General features: G+C 66.7%; 22 protein-coding genes. 14 read left to right on the plus strand and 8 right to left on the minus strand.

All coding sequences use genetic code 11. The annotated features are described in order from the left end of the window. Positions 1-155: 155 nt before the first annotated feature. From M2333_RS16660 to M2333_RS16690, 7 genes are all read left to right on the plus strand, one after another. Positions 156-893 carry a sulfite exporter TauE/SafE family protein gene (locus tag M2333_RS16660; RefSeq protein WP_264612495.1) on the plus strand — a complete coding sequence of 246 codons (738 nt, stop codon included), beginning with the start codon at positions 156-158 and terminating at the stop codon, positions 891-893. After that, positions 884-1,690: a ferritin-like domain-containing protein gene (locus tag M2333_RS16665; protein ID WP_264612496.1), complete on the plus strand. Its 807-nt coding sequence runs from the start codon at positions 884-886 to the stop codon at positions 1,688-1,690. The genes M2333_RS16660 and M2333_RS16665 overlap by 10 nt, the downstream gene beginning before the upstream one ends. Before the next feature lie 93 nt (positions 1,691-1,783). Beyond that, a complete protein-coding gene (locus tag M2333_RS16670) occupies positions 1,784-2,473 on the plus strand; it encodes a M23 family metallopeptidase (RefSeq protein ID WP_181560560.1) in 690 nt (229 codons plus the stop codon). Between the two features lie 122 nt (positions 2,474-2,595). Continuing rightward, positions 2,596-2,919, plus strand: a complete 324-nt coding sequence (gene erpA / locus M2333_RS16675; RefSeq protein ID WP_181560559.1) for an iron-sulfur cluster insertion protein ErpA — start codon at positions 2,596-2,598, stop codon at positions 2,917-2,919. Positions 2,920-3,017: 98 nt separating this feature from the next. Further along, positions 3,018-3,791, plus strand: a complete 774-nt coding sequence (xth, locus tag M2333_RS16680; RefSeq protein ID WP_264612497.1) for an exodeoxyribonuclease III — start codon at positions 3,018-3,020, stop codon at positions 3,789-3,791. A 51-nt stretch (positions 3,792-3,842) separates the two neighbouring features. Continuing rightward, positions 3,843-4,829 carry a zinc-binding alcohol dehydrogenase family protein gene (locus M2333_RS16685; protein WP_264612498.1) on the plus strand — a complete coding sequence of 329 codons (987 nt, stop codon included), beginning with the start codon at positions 3,843-3,845 and terminating at the stop codon, positions 4,827-4,829. 78 nt (positions 4,830-4,907) lie between these two features. Then, a complete protein-coding gene (locus tag M2333_RS16690) occupies positions 4,908-5,567 on the plus strand; it encodes a class I SAM-dependent methyltransferase (protein WP_264577419.1) in 660 nt (219 codons plus the stop codon). Here M2333_RS16690 and M2333_RS16695 read toward each other — a convergent pair. The 5 genes from M2333_RS16695 to M2333_RS16715 all read right to left on the minus strand — a co-directional run bounded on the left by M2333_RS16695 (position 5,530) and on the right by M2333_RS16715 (position 8,420). Further along, entirely contained in the window at positions 5,530-6,483 is a 954-nt protein-coding gene (locus M2333_RS16695; RefSeq protein ID WP_264612499.1) for a DMT family transporter, read from the minus strand. The two genes, M2333_RS16690 and M2333_RS16695, sit on opposite strands and share 38 nt — an antisense overlap. Beyond that, entirely contained in the window at positions 6,480-7,409 is a 930-nt protein-coding gene (rarD, locus tag M2333_RS16700; RefSeq protein WP_264612500.1) for an EamA family transporter RarD, read from the minus strand. Before rarD ends, M2333_RS16695 begins: the two co-directional genes overlap by 4 nt. 14 nt (positions 7,410-7,423) lie before the next feature. Continuing rightward, positions 7,424-7,651, minus strand: a complete 228-nt coding sequence (locus M2333_RS16705) for a hypothetical protein (RefSeq protein ID WP_413715145.1) — start codon at positions 7,649-7,651, stop codon at positions 7,424-7,426. 136 nt (positions 7,652-7,787) lie between these two features. Next, positions 7,788-8,216, minus strand: coding sequence for a GFA family protein (locus M2333_RS16710; RefSeq protein ID WP_264612501.1), 429 nt, complete (start codon positions 8,214-8,216; stop codon positions 7,788-7,790). Between the two features lie 30 nt (positions 8,217-8,246). Continuing rightward, on the minus strand, positions 8,247-8,420 hold the full coding sequence (locus tag M2333_RS16715; RefSeq protein ID WP_264612502.1) for a hypothetical protein: 174 nt from the start codon (positions 8,418-8,420) through the stop codon (positions 8,247-8,249). On the opposite strand from M2333_RS16715, the gene M2333_RS16720 reads away from it, so the two are divergent. From M2333_RS16720 to lon, 7 genes are all read left to right on the plus strand, one after another. Continuing rightward, positions 8,410-8,745: a c-type cytochrome gene (locus M2333_RS16720; protein WP_264612503.1), complete on the plus strand. Its 336-nt coding sequence runs from the start codon at positions 8,410-8,412 to the stop codon at positions 8,743-8,745. The genes M2333_RS16715 and M2333_RS16720 overlap by 11 nt on opposite strands. A gap of 150 nt (positions 8,746-8,895) precedes the next feature. Then, the gene (locus tag M2333_RS16725) at positions 8,896-12,105 is read left to right on the plus strand and encodes an autotransporter domain-containing protein (RefSeq protein ID WP_264612504.1); all 3,210 of its coding nucleotides are present in this window, start codon (positions 8,896-8,898) and stop codon (positions 12,103-12,105) included. Between the two features lie 305 nt (positions 12,106-12,410). Beyond that, positions 12,411-12,953: a sigma-70 family RNA polymerase sigma factor gene (locus M2333_RS16730; protein WP_264587800.1), complete on the plus strand. Its 543-nt coding sequence runs from the start codon at positions 12,411-12,413 to the stop codon at positions 12,951-12,953. Beyond that, positions 12,943-13,926: a FecR family protein gene (locus tag M2333_RS16735; RefSeq protein ID WP_264571229.1), complete on the plus strand. Its 984-nt coding sequence runs from the start codon at positions 12,943-12,945 to the stop codon at positions 13,924-13,926. The genes M2333_RS16730 and M2333_RS16735 overlap by 11 nt, the downstream gene beginning before the upstream one ends. Next, positions 13,908-16,385 (plus strand): TonB-dependent receptor, encoded by a 2,478-nt coding sequence (locus M2333_RS16740; protein ID WP_264612505.1) that lies wholly within the window; start codon positions 13,908-13,910, stop codon positions 16,383-16,385. The genes M2333_RS16735 and M2333_RS16740 overlap by 19 nt, the downstream gene beginning before the upstream one ends. A 208-nt stretch (positions 16,386-16,593) precedes the next feature. Further along, complete coding sequence (locus tag M2333_RS16745) at positions 16,594-17,010, plus strand: Hsp20/alpha crystallin family protein (RefSeq protein ID WP_264612506.1); 417 nt, start codon at positions 16,594-16,596, stop codon at positions 17,008-17,010. Beyond that, the gene (gene lon / locus M2333_RS16750; RefSeq protein ID WP_264612507.1) at positions 17,010-19,454 is read left to right on the plus strand and encodes an endopeptidase La; all 2,445 of its coding nucleotides are present in this window, start codon (positions 17,010-17,012) and stop codon (positions 19,452-19,454) included. The genes M2333_RS16745 and lon overlap by 1 nt, the downstream gene beginning before the upstream one ends. Before the next feature lie 154 nt (positions 19,455-19,608). On the opposite strand, the gene M2333_RS16755 is transcribed toward lon, so the two are convergent. From M2333_RS16755 to M2333_RS16765, 3 genes are read right to left on the minus strand one after another with little or no spacing between them, the layout of a single operon-like run. Then, positions 19,609-20,034: a VOC family protein gene (locus M2333_RS16755; protein WP_264612508.1), complete on the minus strand. Its 426-nt coding sequence runs from the start codon at positions 20,032-20,034 to the stop codon at positions 19,609-19,611. 15 nt (positions 20,035-20,049) lie between these two features. Next, positions 20,050-20,586, minus strand: a complete 537-nt coding sequence (locus M2333_RS16760; protein WP_264612509.1) for a nuclear transport factor 2 family protein — start codon at positions 20,584-20,586, stop codon at positions 20,050-20,052. A gap of 22 nt (positions 20,587-20,608) precedes the next feature. Further along, positions 20,609-21,205, minus strand: a complete 597-nt coding sequence (locus M2333_RS16765; protein WP_264612510.1) for a nuclear transport factor 2 family protein — start codon at positions 21,203-21,205, stop codon at positions 20,609-20,611. Positions 21,206-21,282 lie beyond the last annotated feature (77 nt).

The following is a 21,282-nucleotide window of genomic DNA, read 5'->3' on the forward strand; positions in this document are numbered from 1 at the left end:
GCCTGGTCCCCTCCGTGCTGTCGCGATCATTGATCCGTCACACGGTTTCGCCCTAGGCGCGTCGTTCTCGCCCGGCAAGACTGATGCGGCGGCGCGTTGGTGATGGGCAAGCAGGCGGGTGACGGGCCGACCAAAAGCGGCTAACCGCCCCCGCGATGACGGGTGTCCTGATCATAATTGCGGCCTTCGCCACCGCATTTCTTTCCGGCATCTTCGGTATGGCGGGGGGATTGCTGCTGATGGGCATCCTCGCCTTCCTGCTGCCGGTGTCGGCGGCGTTCGTTACGCATGGCATCCTCCAGCTTGTCGCCAATGGCTGGCGCGCGGTGGTGCATCGCGAACATGTCGTCTGGCCGATCATGCGCACTTATGCGCTCGGCGTTTTTGCTGCGGGTGCGGTGGTCGCCATGGTCGGCTTCTCGCCCTCGCGACCCTTGCTGTTCCTGCTGCTCGGTCTGGTGCCGCTGGTCGTCTGGCTGCCCCGCCGCTGGATCGCTCTCGATGCATCCCGGCCCTCCCACGCCTTCCTCGCCGGGTTCACCGTGTCAGGCCTTAACCTGACGGCGGGCGTTGCCGGCCCGATGATGGACGTGTTCTTCGTTCGCACCCCGCTGACCCGCCACCAGATCGTTTCGACCAAGGCGGCAGGTCAGGTTTTCAGCCATATCGCGAAGATCGGCGTGTTCGGAACGCCGATGCTGCTTGCGGGGCGGAGCGCCATGCCGCCCTGGTGGGTGTTCGCCATCGCGGTGCCACTGTCCATGGTCGGCACGATGCTGGGCGGACGACTGCTGGATCGGATCAGTGACGGCCACTTCCGCCGCTATACGGCGTGGATCGTCACCGCGATTGGCATGCTCTACATCGGGAAGGCGGTGATGGAATGGCTCTGACTGAACCCGCTACCCTGGGCGAGGCCTGCGTTGCAGTGCTGCAATGCAGCAATCCGCGCGAGAAGGTGATGGCGGCGCGCAAGGCTGCGCGGGACTGGCGCCTCGGGCGCCTCGCGCACCGGTTCGATACGCCACTGCCAGACCGGCCCGGCCGGCCCGAGCGCCCTGAGCTTCTGCCGCCCAACCGCATGCCCAAGCGCGGCAAGGGTGGCTCGGAGCGTGCCCGCATCGCCATGATTCACGCGCTGGCGCATATCGAATTCGTCGCCATCGACCTGGCCTTCGATCTCATCGCGCGCTTTGGCGCGGACTTCCCGCCCGACTTTGCCGACGACTGGCTGCGTGTCGGTGCCGACGAGGCGATGCATTTCGCCCTGCTTGCGCGCCGGCTGGAGGAACTGGGCAGCGCGTATGGCGATCTGCCTGCCCATGATGGTCTGTGGGAGGCGGCGATCGAAACCGGCCATGACGTTGCTGCTCGCCTCGCCATCGTGCCGATGGTGCTGGAAGCACGGGCGCTGGACATTACGCCGGAAACCATCGTGCGGTTCAGGCATTTCAACGATGAGCGGACCGCGCGGATGCTGACCCGAATCGTTGACGACGAAGTTCGTCATGTCGGCGCAGGGACGAAGTGGTTTTTGTGGTCGATGAATCGATCCGGCGCAAACCCGCAGGAAAGCTACCAAATGTTGGTTCGGCGCCACTTTCGCGGTGCCGTTAAGCCGCCGTTCAACGACTCAGCGCGGAGTCAGGCCGGTTTGACGCGCGATTTCTACCTGCCTCTTGCGCCTTAACCCGTTCTTCGCTCGAAAAGCCCCAGCCGGTTCACATGAGCCGGAAACACAAAAAACATTGAGGGGTCGGTCACGGCCCATCACGGGGTCCAAATGATCGATTCGAGCGCTATGACCTTCGCCAAAGAGGGTGTCCTCAAAGCTGCCGCGAAGGTTCTGGCGATTGCCGGTCTGATGGTTGCCTCTCCTGCCCTGGCCGATGCCGGCCACGACGCCCAGTTTGCCTCGCTCTTCTCGGCGATGGTCCAGATGGAGCAGTCCACCGAGCAGAGCACGGACAGCAAGGCCTCCATCCCGTCGCGCCAGCCGGTCGACGATGTGCGTCTCACCTCTTCCTTCGGTACCCGCAGCGATCCGTTCAACGGCCGCGCTCGCATGCATCAGGGCATCGACATTCCCGGCCCGATCGGCACGCCGATCTATGCGACGGCCGATGGCGTCGTGCGTCGCTCGCAGTGGGTGAATGGCTATGGCAATCTCGTCGAGATCAACCATGGCAACGGCCTCGAGACCCGCTACGGCCACATGTCCAAGCTGATCGCCCAGCCCAATGAGCGCGTGCGTCGCGGCCAGCTCATCGGCCTGATGGGCTCCACCGGTCGCTCCACCGGCAGCCACCTTCACTATGAAGTCCGCATCGCCGGCAGCGCCGTGAACCCGATGCCCTATCTCGAAGGCACCAATTACGAGCTGGCTCTGGCCGAGGCCAAGGAGCACAGCGATCGTCAGGTCGCCATGGGTGGCCCGGAAGCCAACCGTCCCACCGACAACCGCGATCGTTGATCGCCGCTCGCCCGCTCGGGTGAGCAGGCTGTCCTGAGTTTCTTTCTCCATCGTCAAGCGCGGCGCGGCTCCCTTGCGGGCCGCCGCTTGCCGTTGCGGCGTGTGCGCCCTATCTAGCAGCCATGGATATCAGCCTCTCTCCCACCGCCGCCGCGCGGGTCGCCTGGATCGCCGAGCGCCAGAGCAAGCCGGCCATTCTCCGCCTCGCGGTGGAAGGCGGGGGGTGCTCCGGCTTCCAGTATCGCTTCGGCTTGGCCGATGCGCCCGAGGCGGACGATGTGATGGTCGAGACGGACGGCGTGAAGCTGGTCGTCGATTCCATGAGCCTCGATCTGGTGCGGGGCTGCGTGGTCGATTTTGTGGACAATCTCGGCGGCGCCGCCTTCAAGGTGGAAAATCCCAATGCCACCGCCGGCTGCGGCTGCGGAACCAGCTTCTCGGTCTGACTTTCTGAGCGTTTGCGCCGGGACGCGCTTGTCCAAGCACCATGCTTCTCCCTAAGACGGACCCTCACTGGCAGGTGCCGGCAAAAGGGCTTTAGTTCATGAGGATCGCGACCTTCAATATCAACGGCATCAAGGCACGGCTGCCGCGCCTGGTCGAGTGGCTGACGGAAACCCAGCCGGACGTCGCCTGCCTGCAGGAAATCAAGACGCAGGATGAAGGCTTCCCGATCAAGGATATCGAAGATGCCGGCTATGGCGCCATCTGGCACGGCCAGAAGGGCTTTAACGGCGTCGCGATTCTGGCGAAGGGCGCTACTCCGCAGGAAGTGACGCGCGGGCTGGAGGGCGAGCCGGAAGACGAGCACAGCCGCTACATCGAGGCGGACGTGAACGGCGTGCGCATCGCCTCCATCTATCTGCCCAATGGCAATCCGGTGCCCGGCCCCAAGTTCGAGTACAAGCTGCGCTGGATGGCGCGGCTGCGCGCCCGTGCGGCGCAGATCTGGGCGGAGGAAGTGCCCGCCGTGCTGGCCGGCGATTATAATGTCATCCCGTTCGATCGCGATGTCTGGTCGCCGCCCGCCATGGCCAGCGACGCACTGATGCAGCCGGAGAGCCGCGCCGCCTACAAGACCCTGCTCAACGACGGCTGGACCGATGCGCTGGCCGCCCGCCATCCGCTCGGCGGCGTTTGGACCTTCTGGGATTATCAAGCCGGGGCCTGGCAGCGCGATGCAGGCTTCCGCATCGACCATTTGCTGCTCTCGCCCACTACTGCCGACCGGCTGGCCGATGCGCAGGTGGACAAGGCCTATCGCGGGCGGGAGAAAGCCAGCGATCACGCTCCGGTCTGGGTTCGCCTGAAGGACTGACCGCGCCTTTTCCAACCAGATGCCCAATCCAGTGCCAGGAGTCGACCCGCGATGAAGGCCTTTGCTTATGACGCCGCCCACCCGCTGACGGACTTTGCGCTCACCCTGCGCGACCTGCCCGATCCGGTGCCCGGACCGCAGGATCTGCTGGTCCGGATTGAGGCCTTCGCGCTCAACCCGGTCGATACCAAGATCCGCCAGCGCCGCGGCGGCACGGCGGATGCGCCGGTCGTGCTCGGTTGGGATGCTGCCGGCATCGTCGAGGCCGTGGGTGCGCAGGTGCAGGGCTTTGCAGTTGGCGATGCGGTCTATTATGCGGGCGATCTCAATCGGCCCGGCAGCTATGCCCGCCTGCAAGCGGTCGATCATCGCCTTGTCGCGCACAAGCCCGCGAGCCTCGACTTCGCCGATGCCGCCGCCCTGCCGCTGACCGCGCTCACCGCCTATGAGGCGATGCTGGAGCGCGGCATCGTCTATGATGCGGACAGCCGCGTGCTGATCATCGGCGGGGCAGGGGGCGTCGGCTCGATGGCGATCCAACTGCTGAAGGCGCTGACCCCGGCCACCGTCATCGCGACCGCGTCCCGGCCGGAGACGGTCGCCTTCGCGCAGCTTATGGGCGCCGATCATGTCATCGGCCGCGACGTTCAGCCCGAACTGGCGGCGCTTGGCTTGCATGATCTCCATGCCATCTTCAGCACCACGCATACCGACGCCTATCTGCCGGTCATCCCCGCGCTGTTACGCCCCTTTGGCCATCTCATGGTCATCGACGATCCCGCCGCGCTGGACATCTTGCCGTTCAAGCAGAAGGCGCTCTCGGTCCACTGGGAGTTCATGTTCGCCAAGTCGATCAACGGCTCTCGCATGGCCGAGCAGCAGGCGGTTTTGCGGCAGGTAGCCGCGCTGGTTGATGCGGGCACGCTCGTCTCCACCCGCACCCGAACGCTCACCGCCAGTGTCGACACGCTGCGCGAGGCGCACGCCGCGCTGGAGGCCGGTGCACTGATCGGCAAGACCGTCATGCGCTGGGATTGAGCCATTTTACGTCAGTTTGATGCCTCTTTTCGTCGCCCGGTCTGTTATAGAGTGAGCTTGAACAGGGAGCATGGATCGATGGATGACAGGTCGAAGCCTTGGCTGACCGGTGAAGCCCCCGCACGGGGCGGCAAGCGTCATGCTCCCGCCACGGTGCGCAACCGCGATGCCATCGCTCAATTGCTCGCGCAGACCCTGCCGGCCACCGGGCTCGTGCTGGAGATCGCCAGCGGCTCCGGCGAACATGCCGTGCATTTCGCGCGCTGCTTCCCTGCCTTGCGCTGGCTGCCGAGCGACCCTGACCCGGTCGCGCGCGCCTCGATCACCGCCTGGGCGGATGAGGTAGCGCTGCCCAATCTCGCTCCGCCGCTGCAGATCGACGCTGCCGATCCCGAGGCGTGGCCGATCGGCGAGGCGGACGCGATCCTGTGCATCAACATGGTGCATATCTCGCCTTGGGCTGCAACGCTCGGCCTGCTCCACGGCGCGGCGATGCTGTTGCCGGAAGGCGCGCCGCTCTTTCTTTACGGCCCCTATTTCCGCCGCGAGGCGGAGACGGCCCCAAGCAATCTCGCTTTCGATGAGTCGCTGCGCGCGCGCGACCCCGCCTGGGGCCTGCGCTGGGTGCACGATGTCGAGGCGGCGGCGGCGTCCGAGGGCTTCGAGCTGAAGCGCGTCGTCGAGATGCCGGCCAATAATCTCAGCCTGATCTTCCGGCGCGGTCCTCATCCGGGCTGACGGTGAGCGCGCGGCGGCGCACATGCTCGCGCCAGGCGATGTAGAGGCCGCTCGCCGCGATCAGGCCCGCCCCGACCCACGTTGAAGGTTCCGGCCAGTAGGACCAGAGCAGCCAGCCGGCCAGCGTGGCCCAGATCATCTGGCTGTAATCCATGGGGATGACGATGGAGACCGGCCCGTAGCGCAGGGCCGAGGTCATGAACAATTGCGCCGCCCCGCCGGTCAGCCCAAGGCCGATGAACAGCAGCCATGCGACGGGATCGTGGCTTTGCCCATACCAGATCAGCATCAGCCCGAGCGGCGGCAGCGAGAGCAGGGTGAACCAGAAGACGATGATCGGCGCCGATTCGCGCTTGCCGAGATCGCGCAATACGATGGCGACCAGCGCCGTCACCATCGCCCCACCGAGTGCCACGAACACGCCGGCGGAGGCGAAATTGGCGGAGTCCGGATGGGTCATAATGACCACGCCGACAAAGCCGAGCAGAACGGCGCTCCAGCGGTGGACACCGGTCTGTTCGCGCAGCAGCAGCGCGGAGAGGATGGTGGCGAAGATCGGCATGGTAAAGCCGATGGAGGTCGCCTCCGCCAGCGGCAGCAATGCGACCGCGCCGAAGTTGAGCAACATGCCGATCATGCCGAGGCTGGTGCGGGTGATATGGGTGCGCATCGGCGCCTTGGGCAGCAGGGCCGTGCCCATCAGTGCGACCGCCCAGATCGCCGCGACGGGGAAGGCAAAGAGCTGCCGGTAGAACACGACTTCGGCCAGATTGGCGCCGCGCTCGATCAGCAGCTTGCCGATGGCGTAGGTCGCGCCGATCATCATCATCGCCAGCAGCCGCAGCATGATCGCGAACAGGGGCCGGTCGCGGCGTGCGGGCGCGGAGGGGGCCGCGGCAGCGGCGGCGCTGCTCATGCCAGCGTGCGCCGCCGCGCGCGAGGGCCGCTCAGACTATCCCACACGAACAGCGCGAGGGCGACCCAGATCAGTAGGAAGCTGCCCCAGCGCCCGGCGGACATCGGCTCGCCGAACAGGAACACCCCGCACAGGAACTGCAGCGAGGGGGCGATATACTGCATCAGCCCAAGGGTCACGAGCGGCAGGGCGCGCGCGGAAATGGCAAACAGGATCAGCGGCACGGAGGTGAGCGCCCCGGTGCCGATCAGGCCGAGCGTCACCCAGCGATCGTCGCCGAACGCCAGCGTGCCCTGCGCCGCATAAAAGCTGACCAGTGCGAGGGCCGGGGCGCACAGCACCAGCGTCTCCACTGCCAGACCCGAGGTCGAGGGCACCGGCGTCAGCTTGCGGACCAAGCCATAAAAGGCAAAGCTGATCGCCAGCGCGAGGCTGATCCAGAGCGTCTGCCACTCGCCGATGGCGAGCAATGCCACGCCCACCGCCGCGATGCCGATGGCGACAGCCTGCCGGCGGCGCAGCACTTCCTTGAGCACCAGCGTGCCGAGCAGCACATTAACCAGCGGGTTGAGAAAATAGCCCAGGCTCGCCGCCACGACATGGTCGGTATCCACCGCCCAGATATAGACGAGCCAATTGATGCCGATGAGCACCGCGCTCAGCGCCAGCGCGGCGAGAATGCGCGGCTGGCTGAAGATCGCGACGAAGGCGCGATATTGCCGCATCGCCGCCAGCACGATGGCGAGGAAGGCGACGGACCAGATCACCCGATGCGCCACGATTTCGAAGGGGGAGACATGGCCGAGCAGCTTGAAATAAAGCGGCATCAGGCCCCAGATCGCATAGGCGCCGACGCCGGCGAGCAGACCCGCGCGCCGTTGGGCCGCCTGTTCGGCATCCGCGATGTCGGTGGATTGGCTGCTCATATTGCCGCTCTCGTTCAGAAAATTCCGCCGCCGGCCCACAGGCGCAACATGCCGAAGGCGGCGACGGCGAGGCAGAAATTGCGCGCGCCAGTGCCCGCCGCGAACTGGCCGATCAGCGCCCCGAACAGGGCCATCGGCACAATCACCCAATTGGCCCAGCCAAGGCCGGGGATGATCGCGGGAATGGCAAGAATCAGCGCGACCGCGCCGATCAGAATGGAGAGCAGCGAAAGCATCCCCATCCCATGGGCCTGACCGGGGATATTGGCAAGTGCAGGGGGCACCAGAGACTTGAGGTGTTTGCAGCCTCAGGCACGGACACGTCAATTTGGAATGATCAATCTCAAAAAATATTCCAAATAGGTTTTAGGTTGTGGGTTAGTCCGTGCGCTGAATCAGCGGCCTCACCCAATCCCGCGCCGTCTCCGCGAAGAAATGGCGCCCCGGCACCACCCAGCTCGTATCGTCCAGCGTGCCCGGCTTGAGCGTCTGCATGCCCTCATGTCGATGGCGACGATGGACCAGCCGCGACCCACAATCAGCGCAGAACAGGCAGTCGAGCCGATGGCCGGAGTCGGTGTTGCGCGTCCAGATCGCCGGCGTCCCCTGCGTGAACGCCAGGCTCTCGATAGCTACCCCCATGGAGAGCCCAAAGGCGCTGCCGCTCTGCTTGCGGCACAGGCTGCAATGGCAGGCCCAGATGCCCAGCGGCGGCGCGCTCAGTTCATAGCGCACCGCGCCGCACTGGCACCCGCCGCTTTGCGGAAAGCGCACGTCGGAAAAGCGCGTTGTGTCTGCCTGGCCCATGGCTCTGCTCCTCTCGTCTTGCCGCGCGCGTCAGCCGCCGTTCAGCCGCCCCGGTTCAGGCGTCGGGACGAAGGTCTTGAGCGTCAGGCGCGGTTCTGGACTTTTTTGCCGATCCTGACTTAGGGCGCAGATGATTAGAATGGCAATGATTCGGACGGAGGGATTTTCTGTGACACGCGCAAACGCCGCCAAGATGTCGAGCATAGCAGCGATTGCCGCCCTGCTCGCCGCAGCCCCGCTTGCTTTGATTCCGGCGCAGGCAGCCGATGCGCCGGCTGGCGATCCTGCCCATGGCAAGCAAGTGTTCGAGAGCACCGTGTGCGGTGCATGTCACACGCTCGCCGCAGCTGATGCCAGCGGCCCCATCGGTCCGTCGCTGGATGGCAATGCCAACCTCTCCCACGCGTTGATCGTCGAGCGCGTCACGAAAGGCGCCGGCGCCATGCCGGGCTATGAGGGGCAGTTGAGCGAGAAGGACATCAACGACGTCGCCACTTATGTGATGAGCGTGGCGGCAAAACCGCAATAAGCTGCGGGATCGGCGGGCCTCAGTCCGCCGGTCGCCGCACCACGCGGCGTAGAAGATCGGTCGGAGCCAAGGCTGTATGCCCTCGGCTCCGTCCTGCTGGTCAAGGGGGGAGGGAACACTCCCCGTTACTGAACGACCAGCGGAGTATTCATGCGTCATTTCCTGCTTGCTTCCACCTGCGCCTTCGCTCTTGCCAGTGCGGCGTCAGCGGAAACCTCGATCACGACCAAGCGGACCACCGCAATCGCGACGGCCACAGCCAACAATGGCGCGGCCGACGATATCAAGATCGGCTCGGCCGGGTCGATCGAACTGACCGGTGCGGGCAGCGTTGCGGTCACGGTCAACAGTGCCAACAAGATCACCAATGAAGGCACAATCCAGATCAGCAATGCGGACAATGCCGCGGGCATCGTCGCCAATGTCGGCACGTCGGGCGGCATCGTCCACAGCGGCAAGATCATCACCGATGAGAGCTACACGCCCACCGATGGCGACAATGACGGCGATCTCGACGGGCCGTTCGCGGTCGGAACCGGGCGCTACGGCATCCGGACGCTGGGCGCCTATTCCGGCGCCATCACCGTGGCGCGCGGTGCCACGATCCAGATCGAGGGCAATGATTCCTTCGGCATCCGGCTGGGCGGTCCGCTCACTGGCGCCTTCTCGCACGATGGCACGACCAGCGTGCTGGGCGATCGTGCGATCGGCGTGCAGGTCGGAGACATCAGCGGCAATGTCCGCCTTGCTGGCACCGTTGGCGCACAGGGCGTCAATGCGGTCGGCGCTGCGTTTCTGGGCAATGTCGGTGGTACGCTGACCATTCAGGGCGCGATCAGCGCCACCGGCTATCGCTATACCACGCCGCCGTCGGACCCCTCCAAGCTGGATGCGGACGACCTGCTGCAGGGCGGTTCGGCCGTCATCGTGGAAGGCAATGTCGCGGGCGGCATCATCCTTGCCGTACCCCCCAAAGACAGCAGCACCACCGATGATGACGAAGACAAGGACGGCATCAAGGACAGCGAGGAAGGCTCCGCCGTCGTGCGCTCTTATGGCGCGGCACCGGCGATGCGGATCGGCGCGGCCGGGCGGGATATCGCCATCGGTGCGGTGCCGGCGACGGGCAGCGGCTACGGCCTGATCATCGACGGCACCGTGTCCGGCAGCGGCCTCTACACCGGCGTGCAGGGCAATGGCCTGCTCGTCGGCGGCCAGGGTGGCGCCGTGACCATCGCCGGGGGCATCGGCATCAGTGGCAGCGTCGAGGCCTCCGCCCGCGATGCCTCGGCGACGGCCCTGCGCCTCGGCGCCGGGGCGTCGACGCCGCTGCTGCACGTTACCGGCAAGGTCGAGGCGACCGGCACCAGCAAGGATGGCGCGACGGCGACCGCCGTACGCGTCGATGCCGGCGCCAGCCTGCCGACCCTGCGCAATGCCGGCACGATCAAGGCGACGACCGGCGAGGCCGGCAGCGCGGTCGCCATCGTCGACGCCTCGGGCCGCCTGACGCTGATCGAGAATAGCGGCGCCATCTCGGCGACCGGCGCCAAGGCGGATTCGGGGCGCAACATCGCTATCGATCTCGCCGCCAATAGCAGCGGCGTGACCGTCAAGCAGACCGAGGTCGCCGCCAGCGCCACCGCGCCCAGCATTGTGGGCGATGTCCGCTTCGGCAGCGGCAATGACATGTTCGACATTGCGGACGGCACGGTCACCGGCAACACCAGCTTCGGGGCCGGAGCCGACACGCTCCAACTACGCGGCGATGCGGTCTACACCGGCAATGTCGCCTTCGGTACCGGCACGAGCACGATGAGCCTTGCCGGCACGTCGCGCTTCAAGGGCACGACCGATTTCGGCAGCACCGCGAGCACGCTCTCGATTGGCGGCACTGCCGTCTATTCCGGCACCTTCGCCAATGCCGGCCGACTGGCGCTCAGCCTTGCGGGCGGCGCACTCGATCTCACGGGCCCGGCGCAGATCGGCGGCCTGGTCGTGACCGACAAGGGCGCGCTCGGCATCACGCTGGGGGCGGCGGGCAACAGCACGGCCTATCTCTCGGTCGCCGGCACCGCGAGCTTCGCGGCGGACTCGCGGCTGGTGCTGCGGGTCAGCGATATCGAGAATGCAGTGGGCAATCATCTGGTGCTGACCGCCGGCACGCTCACAGGCGCCGGCAACCTCAATGCCGAAACCGCGCTAGTGCCCTATCTCTACAAGGCGACGCTCAGCAGCAGCGCCAACACGCTCAGCGTGACCCTCGGCCGCAAGACCACTGCGGACCTAGGCCTCAACCGCTCGGAGGCTGCGGCATTCGATGCGATCTATGCCGCCCTCTCCAAGGACGAACGGGTGGAAACCGCCTTCCTCGGCATCACCGATGGCGAGGACTTCCGCACCAGCCTGCGCCAGCTCCTGCCGGATCATGCCGGCGGGACCTTCCAGGTCGTCACCCAAGGATCGCGCACCTTCGGGCGGATGCTGGATGACCCCACCGGCCCGTTCAAGGATGAAGGCAAATGGGGCTACTGGATCAACCAGCTCGTTTGGGGTGTCGAAAAGGGGCGCGGTGACACGGCGGCCTATGAGACCTCCGGCTGGGGCTTTGGCGGCGGCGCCGAAATCAAGACCGGCCTTGGCAGCTTCGGCACGTCGGTGGCCTATCTGTGGGGCCGCAATCGCGATGGCGACACGGCCAATCAGGTGACCGCCAACCAGATCGAGGTCGCCGGCTACTGGCGCCTGAAGACCGGGCGCTTGCGGGCGACGGCGCGCGGGTCGGTCGGCTTTGTCGATCTGGATGGCAAGCGCAGTTTCGACGGGCTGAAGGATGGCACCGCCACCACGCTGACCGCCAATAGCGATCGCAATGCCCGACTCTATTCGGCCATGGGCACGCTCTCCTACGACTGGGTGTCGCAGGGCGGAATCTCCTTCCGCCCGGTCGTGTCGCTCGATTATTTCCGGCTGAAGGAGAATGGCTACACCGAGACGGGCGGCGGCGATGCCATGAACCTCATCGTGCGCTCGCGGACCAGCGACGAGCTGGCGGTCACCGGTACGGCGGTGCTGGGCATCGACATGGGCGGCCAGGATGAGTGGTCCGGCTGGTCCCGGCTGGAGGTCGAGGCCGGTCGCCGCGAGATCGTGAGCGGCAATCTCGGCACCACGGTGGCACAGTTCAAGGGTGGCGAGGCGTTCACGCTGCTGCCCGATGATCGGGAAAGCGGTTGGGTCGGGCGCCTGCGCGGCGTCGCCGGCAACAGCGGCTTCCAGATCGGCGGTGAACTCGGCGCGGAGCAGTATCAGGGCAATTGGGCTCTGTCGCTGCGCGCCAGTCTTCGCATCGGCCTCTAAGCGGTTCTTGAGGCCGATGTGCGGGCAAGAGGGAGCGTGGAACCGTGCCCACCACCCCCCCAACTCCCTCTTGCCCAACCCGGAGTTGAATGGAGATGACCGTCCTTGCGATCGACCGCCGCACGCACGCTGGCTCACAATCCCCTTGCGCCGTTCGCTCACGGGGCGTGGAGCCTGTGTGGAGCGGGCCGCGCCGGCCCTTGCGCGTCGGTGTCAGCGGGCTATACCGCGCAGGAGCTTCAGGTGCGACCCGGGACACAGGGTGCCGGGCGATGAAGGCACAGGGAAGCCACAACGGACGGACCATGAGAGGTGAAACGGGAACCGATACCGGTCCTGTCGAAGGGCAGGGGCTGGCCAGTGCGCTGATGGCGCATCGCGTCCAGCTCATCCGCTTTCTGGTTGCCCATGGCGCCGGGGATGCCGCCGAGGATCTGTTTCAGGAATTGTGGATGCGCGTCACCCAGCGCCCTACCGGCCCGGTCGGCAATCCGCTGGGCTATCTGTATCGCGCCGCCAACAACCTCATGGTCGATCGCTATCGTGCCGAGCGGCAGGCGCGGGCCCGCGATCAGGCCTGGACGGAGGCGCGCGGCACGGGGGAGGTCGTACCCGAGCCGACTGCGGAAGCGCAGCTGATTGCGCGCGAGGATTTGCGGCGGTTCGACCGCGCGCTGGACGCGCTGGGCACGCGCGCTTCGCAGGTTTTCCGCCGCTATCGCCTCGATGGCGTGCCCCAACGTCAGATTGCCGCCGAGCTGGGGGTAAGCCTCAGCACGGTCGAGAGCGATCTGCGCCGTGCTTATGCTGCCCTGCTGGCCGCAAGGAGACAGTCCGATGACGCATGATCGGCAGGCGGGGATGAACCCGGCGGACGCTGCGGCCATCGACTGGCTGATGCGCCAGCGCGATCCGGCCTTCAATGCTTGGGAGGCCTTCACCGACTGGCTCGAGAGCGATCCGGCCCATGCGACCGCCTATCACCAGCTCGCCGCGCTGGATGCCGATCTTGATACCTTGCCCGCCCGCCCGGAGGATATCTGGCCGGAGGGCGCCGCCGTGGCGCGGGACGGGGGCCGGGCCGCGCCCGCCACACCGTCCATGCCGCGTCGCTTCAGCCGTCGGCTGTGGGTCGGGGGCGCGCTGGCGGCTTCCATCGCCGGCATGGTCGGCATTGGCCTGTTTCAGGCGTCGTCGGATAGCTACCGGGTGAAGACCCCACTGGGCCGCTCGCAAGTGGTCACGCTTGTCGATGGCAGCGAGATTGCGGTGAACGGCGGCTCCTCGGTCAAGCTCAGCCGCAGCGATCCGCGCCGGATCGAGCTGGAGGAAGGGCAGGTGCTCGTCTCCGTCGTCCACAAGGATGCTGCGCCGTTCCGGGTTTCGGTCGGCGGCGCCGAGCTGGTCGATGTGGGCACGGTGTTCGATGTCGCGCGCAATGACGGGCGGATCAGCGTGGCCGTGTCGGAAGGTGCGGTGGTCTACAATCCGCGCGGCGCGGCGATCCGCGTCGATGCCGGCTATCGCTTCACCGTGCGGGATGATGGCAGCGCGACGGACCTGAGCGCGGTCAGTCCCGCAGCGGTAGGCGGCTGGCGCGCCGGCCAGCTCGTCTATGATGGTGTGCATCTGGATGATGTCGCGGCGGAAGTCGCGCGCACCACCGGCATTGCCCTGCGCACCACGCCAGCCGCGGCAGGCATCCGCTTCCGCGGGGCCCTGCGCACCGATCTGCCCGAGGAACGGCTGGTGAACGATCTCGCGGCCCTTTCCGGCACCTCTGCGACAAAGGAAAGCGGAGGGTGGACGCTCTCAAGATAGCTCGTGCCCAGCTGGCGCTGTTCGCCACGGCGGCGCTGCTGGGCGTCGCCGGGCCGGCCGCCGCGCAGGCGCCGCAGACCCGGCCCATCGACGTGCCTGCAGGGCGCCTGTCCGATCGGGTGCCGCAACTCGCGCGGCAGGCGGGCATCAGCATCAGTGTGACCAGCGACGCGCTCTGGCGCACAAAGGTCAAGCCCGTGCGCGGCACCATGACGCCGGCCGAGGCCATTGCGCGGATGCTGGCCGGCACGCGCAGCCGGGCCGTGCAGTTGAGCGCCACGAGCTGGCGGATCGATGCGGTGAGCGCGCCCGCTGCCGTAGCGCAGGCGCAAAGGCCCAGGCGTCCGGTCGCTCCGCCACCCCCTCCGGCCCCGCCGGCCGAAGTGGAATCCTTCGTCGTCACCGCCAGCAAGCTCGATCAGCGCTATGAGGATTATCCGGGCGCGGTGCATCTGCTCGATGGCAGTGACCTGCGGTTTGGCGGTGAGCGCGGCACGGACTCCATCGCCTCGCGCCTGGCCAGCGTTGCCTCGACGCATCTGGGCTCCGGGCGCAACAAGCTGTTCATCCGGGGCATCGCCGATTCCAGCTTCACCGGGCCAACGCAGGCGACGGTAGGGCAGTATCTGGGCGACCTGCGCCTCACCTATAATGCGCCGGACCCGGATCTGCGCCTGCAGGACATCAAGCAGGTCGAGGTGCTGGAGGGCTCGCAGGGCACGCTCTATGGTGCCGGCTCGCTCGGCGGCATCATCCGGCTTGTGCCCAATGATCCCGATCCGCGCGGCTTTACGGTTGAGACCAGCGCGGGGCTCAGCGTCACCCAGCATGGCGAGCCGGGCGCCGATGTCGCCGCGACCGTCAACATGCCGATCGGCACGCGCGGCCATGCCCTGCGCCTGACCGGCTATGGCATCACCGACGGCGGCTATATCGACAATCCGGTGCGCGGCGTGAACGATGTCAACCGCACGCGCATTGCTGGCGGGCGCGCCGTGCTGCGGTTGGACCTGGGCGATGCATGGACGGTGGATGTCGGTGGCATCTATCAGTCGACGCTCATCGACGATTCCCAATATGCCGACCGCGATGCCCCGCCGCTCACCCGCAACAGCTTTGTCGTCGAGGATGCCAATGCCGATTATGGCATGGCGACGCTGGTGGTCCGCAAGGATTTCGGCGGGCTGCGCTTCCAGTCCTCCAATGCCTATGTCAGCCACGGGCTGGACGAGCGGTTCGACGCGACGCAGACGGACACGCTCCCGCGCGTGTTTGAGCAGCGCAACCGCACCCGGATGCTGACCAGCGAGACGCGGCTGTGGCGTCCGGTCGAGAATGGCTTTGGCTGGGTGCTCGGCGTCAGCGCTATCGACAATGAAGCCGAGCAGCGCCGCGCCTTCGGGCTCACCACGCTGCGTGCTGCGACTACGGGCGTGCGCAATCGTGTCACGGAGCTGACCGGCTATGGCAAGCTCAGCATCGAGGTTTCGCGCGGCATTTTGCTGAGCGGCGGCGGGCGGATCACGCACAGCCGGCTGAGCGGCAGCGCGGAGGATGTGCAGCCGCTGTTCGCCCTGCAGGGCGGCGATATTGTCGCGAGCCGGACCGAGACCAAGCTGCTGCCCTCCGGCGAGGTGCTGGCGCATCTGGTGCCGGGCCTCACCGTCTATGCCCGCTATGAGGAGGGCTTCCGGCCCGGCGGCCTTGCCATCGAATCCCAGTTCGTCCGCCAGTTCCGCAACGATCACATCCAGAGCCTGGAAGGCGGGGTGCGGATGGGTAGCGCTTATTATGGCTTCGCCGCCAGCCTTTCGGCAGCTTACGCCTATTGGCGCGACATTCAGGCCGATTTCATCGACGGGACCGGCCTGCCGACTACGGCCAATATCGGCAATGGCCGCATCACCTCCATCGCCGGCAGCCTGTCGCTCTTCCCGCTCGACGGGCTGCAGATCGATCTCAACGCCGTCTACAATCACAGCCGCGTCATCGCGCTGACGCCCGAGGCGTTCCGGCTCGCCGCGCTGCGGGCCACCGATTTGCCGGTGACCAATGCCCTGGCCCAGCTTCCCGCTTTGGGCTCGCTCGGCCAGCTCAGCGCGGATGCCTCGCCCGGCAGCATTCCCAATGTCGCGGAATATGCTGCGCAGGCGCGCATCGATTATCGCGTGCCCCTGGGTGCGGCGGATCTGCGGCTGGCCGGCTGGCTCAAATATATCGGCCCCTCGCGCCTTGGTATCGGGCCGGTGCTGGGCGACGAGCAGGGCGATTATGTCGATACCGGCGTCACCGCCCGCTACGGCGATGCGCGACGGGGAGTGGCGCTGTCCCTCACCAACCTGCTGGACACAACCGGCAACCGCTTCGCGCTCGGCACGCCCTTTGGCACCGGCACCGGCGGCTACACCACCCCCCAGCGCCCGCGCACCGTGCGCATTGCGGTGGATTATCGCTATTAGGTCCCCCGCGTGCTCCTGCGAAAACAGGAGCCCAGGGCCCAACCCTGTCTGCTCTAGGCTCCTGCTTTCGCAGGAGCACTGTGTCGCCTCCAGTCCTCCGCCCAGTCTTCCCGCCCCCTTCTCCCGGGCTTGAAATCGGTCCGGCGAGCAACCTTATTGGATGCACGCCGCGCATCTCGCCCGGTGACCCAAGGGGAAGAGGGCGCGCATGACTTCGCGGAACAGGCACTGGATGTGGGCCGATGCGGTCGACCTGCTGGATCGCATGCAGCGCCTCCAGCAGCAGAATTATGCGCCCGTCCGCGCCGCCAGTGGTCCGCCGGCCTGGGAGCCGCCCGCCGACATGATCGAGACCGCGCATGAGGTGCTGGTCATCGTGGCGCTGCCCGGTGTCGATGCCGAGAAGGCGGAGGCATTCATCGAGGATGGCGTGCTCATCGTGCGCGGCCAGCGCATCCTGCCGCCGGAGCTGCGCACCGCGCGCATTCATCGCCTCGAACTGCCGCAGGGCCGCTTCGAGCGCCGCCTGCCCCTCCCCGGCGGCCAGTATCACGGCGTGCGTCGCGCCGCCGTGAATGGCTGCCTGCTCGTTACGCTCAGCAAGGTCGATGGAGGCTGCTTCTGATGGACGTTCTGACCACGAACACCGCCAATCCCACGTCCACCGGCGCCGCGCAGCCCCAGGGCGCCGCGCCCGGCGAGACGCAGCCTTTCCGGCCGCTGCCGGAGGATGCGATCATCATCGTCCCAGTGCGCGGCTTCGTGCTGTTCCCTGATGTGGTGATGCCGCTGGCGCTCAGCCGGGCCATCTCGGTCAACGCCGCACAGGCTGCCGTGCGCGAGAGCCTGCCGATTGGCGTGCTCACCCAGCGCGATGCGGGCGTCGACGCGCCCGTCCCGGCGGACATGCACGCCATGGGCACGCTCGCCAATGTGCTGCGCTATGTGACGGCGCCCGATGACACCCATCACCTCATCCTGCAGGGCGAGACGCGCTTTCGCATCGTCGAGTTTCTGGAAGGCTGGCCGTTCATGGTCGCGCGGGTCGAGAAGCTCGCCGAGCAGGAGGACAAGACGCCGGACGTCGAGGCGCGGCTGATCCATGTGCGCAAACAGGCGCTGGAGACGGTGCAGCTGCTGCCGCAGGCGCCGCAGGGTCTGGCCGAGGCGATCCAGAACATCGCGTCGGCATCAACGCTGGCCGATACTGTTTCCGCCTATCTGGACGTGGATACCACCCAGAAGCAGGAGCTGCTGGAGACCGTCTCGCTGCCCGCGCGGCTGGACCGTGTCTCCCGATTGTTGGAGCAGCGCCTGCAGGTGCTGCGCCTCTCGGCCGAGATCGGCAAGGATGTGCAGGAGACGTTGACCAGCCGCCAGCGCGAGGCGATCCTGCGCGAGCAGATGGCCGCCATCCAGCGCCAGCTCGGCGAGGATGATGGCCGCGCGGCGGAAATCGCGGAGCTGACCGAGAAGATCGAGGCCGCCAGGATGCCCGAGGCGGTCGAGAAGGAAGCGCGCAAGGAGTTGCGCCGGCTTGAGCGGATGCCGGAGGCCGCCGCCGAACACGGCATCATCCGCACCTATCTCGATTGGCTGACGGAGCTGCCCTGGGACATTCCCGAGGAGCAGCCTATCGACATCGCCAAGGCGCGCGAGACGCTCGATGCGGATCATTATGGCCTCGACAAGATCAAGCGGCGGATCGTCGAATATCTCGCCGTGCGCAAGCTTGCGCCCGGCGGCAAGGCGCCGATCCTGTGCTTCGCCGGCCCGCCCGGCGTCGGCAAGACCTCGCTGGGCCAATCCATCGCGCGGGCCATGGGCCGCCCGTTCGAGCGGGTGAGCCTGGGCGGCGTGCATGACGAGTCCGAGATCCGCGGCCACCGCCGGACCTATGTCGGCGCCATGCCCGGCAACATCATCCAGGCGATCCGCAAGGCCGGGCGGCGCGATTGCGTCATCATGCTGGACGAGATCGACAAGATGGGCCGCGGTGTGCAGGGCGATCCTTCGGCCGCCATGCTCGAAGTGCTCGATCCCGAGCAGAACGGCAGCTTCCGGGACAATTATCTCGGCGTGCCGTTCGATCTCTCGCGGGTGGTGTTCATCGCCACCGCCAACATGCTGGAGACGATTCCCGGCCCGCTGCGCGACCGCATGGAGATCATCACCCTCTCGGGCTATACCGAGGATGAGAAGCTGGCGATTGCCCAGCGCTATCTGGTTGCGCGCCAACTCGCCGCCAATGGCGTCACCGCCGAGCAGGTGACGGTGGACGATGCCGTGCTGAGCGAGATCATCCGCTATTACACCCGCGAGGCGGGCGTGCGGAACCTCGAGCGGGAGATCGGCAAGACCATCCGCAACGCCGCCGTGCGTATTGCCGAGGGCAGTGCGGACAAGGTTTCCATCGGCGTCGATGATCTGCACGAGGTGCTGGGCGATCGAATCTTCGAGAATGAGGTGGCGCAGCGCACCAGTGTGCCCGGCGTGGCAACCGGGATGGCCTGGACGCCCGTCGGCGGCGACATCCTGTTCATCGAGGCAACGAAGATGTCCGGCTCCGGCCGGCTCATCCTCACCGGCCAGCTCGGCGACGTGATGAAGGAGAGCGCGCAGGCGGCGCTGAGCTTGCTCAAGAGCCGGGCCGACAGCCTCGGCGTCTCGGCGGAACTGTTGGAGAAGAGCGACATCCACGTCCATGTCCCCGCAGGCGCCACGCCCAAGGACGGGCCGAGCGCGGGCGTCGCCATGTTCATGGCGCTCACCTCCCTGCTCACCGGCCGCACGGTGCGCAGCGATACCTCGATGACCGGCGAGATTTCCCTGCGCGGTCTTGTGCTGCCGGTGGGCGGTATCAAGGAGAAGGTCGTCGCCGCTGCGAGTGCCGGCATCACCCGCGTGATGCTCCCCGCCCGCAACAAGCGCGACTATGACGACATCCCCGCCAATGCGCGCGAGAAACTGGAGTTCATCTGGCTGGAGACGGTCGAGGATGCGCTCGCGGCGGGGCTGGACGATCCGATCCTGCTTGCCAAGGAGCCTGCCGAGCCGACGGACGCCTGACGTCCATCAGCCCCTCCCCTTCAGGGGAGGGGAAGGGGGTGGGGGCGATGCGCAGCATCGCTCGCTTTGCGAACATTCGTGGGCGTTGAGCCCTACCCCAACCCCTCCCCTGAAGGGGAGGGGCTAAGGCGCGCACAAACAGCTTAACCCCCATTCAAAGCGCGAAGGTCACGTGCCCCTCGGCATCGATCGGCCAGGCCGGGTTCCACGCAATCTCCCAGGCATGGCCGTCCGGATCGGCAACATAGCCGCGCATGCCGCCATGGGGCGGCGCGTCGGCGGCACGCAGCAGTACGCCGCCGGCCTCGACAAGCCGGGTAATCAGCGGCGCGACCTCCGCTTGCGTCGCGACATTATGCGCCAGCGCCACCGAAGCAGCGCCATGGCCAGCCACCGGACGCTGCATGTCCTGCGCCAACGCGTCCTTCGCCCAAAGCCCGAGGACGAAGCCGTTCATCTGGTAGAAGAGGATGTCCTCCCCCTCGTACACCGGCGTCCAGCCGAAACCCTCGCCATAAAAGCGCCGCGCGCGTGCCAGATCGCCGATGCCCAGCGTGATGACGGCGACCTGTTGCTGCACCGGCGGCCTCCGCTGTCAGTCCTTTACCGCGACATTGCGCAGCTGGATCAGCCATTTGCCATTGACGCGCACCACATCGTCGCGCCCGCGACCGGCAGCGGCGAGCCGCGGCGGGGGAGTGAGCGCGCGGTCGGCGAACACCGTCTGCCAGTAATAGTTCACCTGCGCATGGTCGCGGTCGATGAAGGTGATGGTCTGATTGCTCATCATGTGATGCATCGCGCCAATGTGCTCGCCCTTGGCCCGCCGCTCCTCCTGGCTGGTTTTCATGGCGGTGATCATCTTGCGCAGCGCCTCGCTGCCCTTGACGTCGTTGAAGGCGCCGTCGGGCGTGAACTGCGCGGCGTAGGCCTCGGCATTCAGGCTGTCGGCCGCGCGCACATAATCCCACATCAGCTTCTCGATCTGGGTGCGGTCCTGCACTTCCTGAAGGATGCGGGCGTGATCGGCCTGATCGCCATGCCCGGCATGTTGGGCGAGCAGCGGGGCAGGCTGAGCGACCAGCATGAGTGCGCTCAGCGCCACGCCGGTCAGAGTTGTGCGTGTCGTCATCTGTCCTCTCCCTGTTTATGGTTCAGCCGGCCGGCGGCGGCACTGGCTGGGACGGCGCGGCGGGCGCCGCCGTCGGGGATGCGGCGGGCGGCGGGGCGGCGGGCAGCGTCGCCGGGTCCCAATGCTCGTCGGCCTTGCCGTCTACAAAGCGCCACATGTCGAACCAGGTCGTCGTGTAGGTCTTGGAGGGATCGTTGGGGTAGGGCACTTCCCGCACGAAGCTGACCGTGACGAAGTCGCCCTCGGCCTGCACCGCCACCACCGGCGTCTTCATCTTCTCAGGGATCGGCGTGGGCGTGCGCTTGGCGACGTTCATGAAGAAGTCCATCACCGCCTTGAGGCCCGATCCCGCCATCGGATTGTGCTGGATGTAGCGATCGGTGAGGTACAGCGGCGCGCGGTCCCAGTGATTGGCCTCCAGCAACTCCTTCACGATCTTGAGCGCGGTCTGCTTGTTGCGATGCAGCTTCGGGTCGGGACTCGTGAACAGCGATTCGGGGTCGGGATGCGCCACCACCGCGTCATTGAGTGCACGCATCTGAGCATGAGCAGGCGCCGTGCCCAGCAACAGCGCAGCGGCGATCAAAGGCAACGAGATCTTGGTCGGGGAGACACGCATCGGGCAGATCCTCTCGCTTGGTCTTTTAAACCATTAGGACCGTATGTATCGCCCGGCGCGAACCCCGGCACAAGCCC

Source organism: Sphingobium sp. B11D3B (genome assembly GCF_025961735.1).
Lineage (GTDB): Bacteria > Pseudomonadota > Alphaproteobacteria > Sphingomonadales > Sphingomonadaceae > Sphingobium.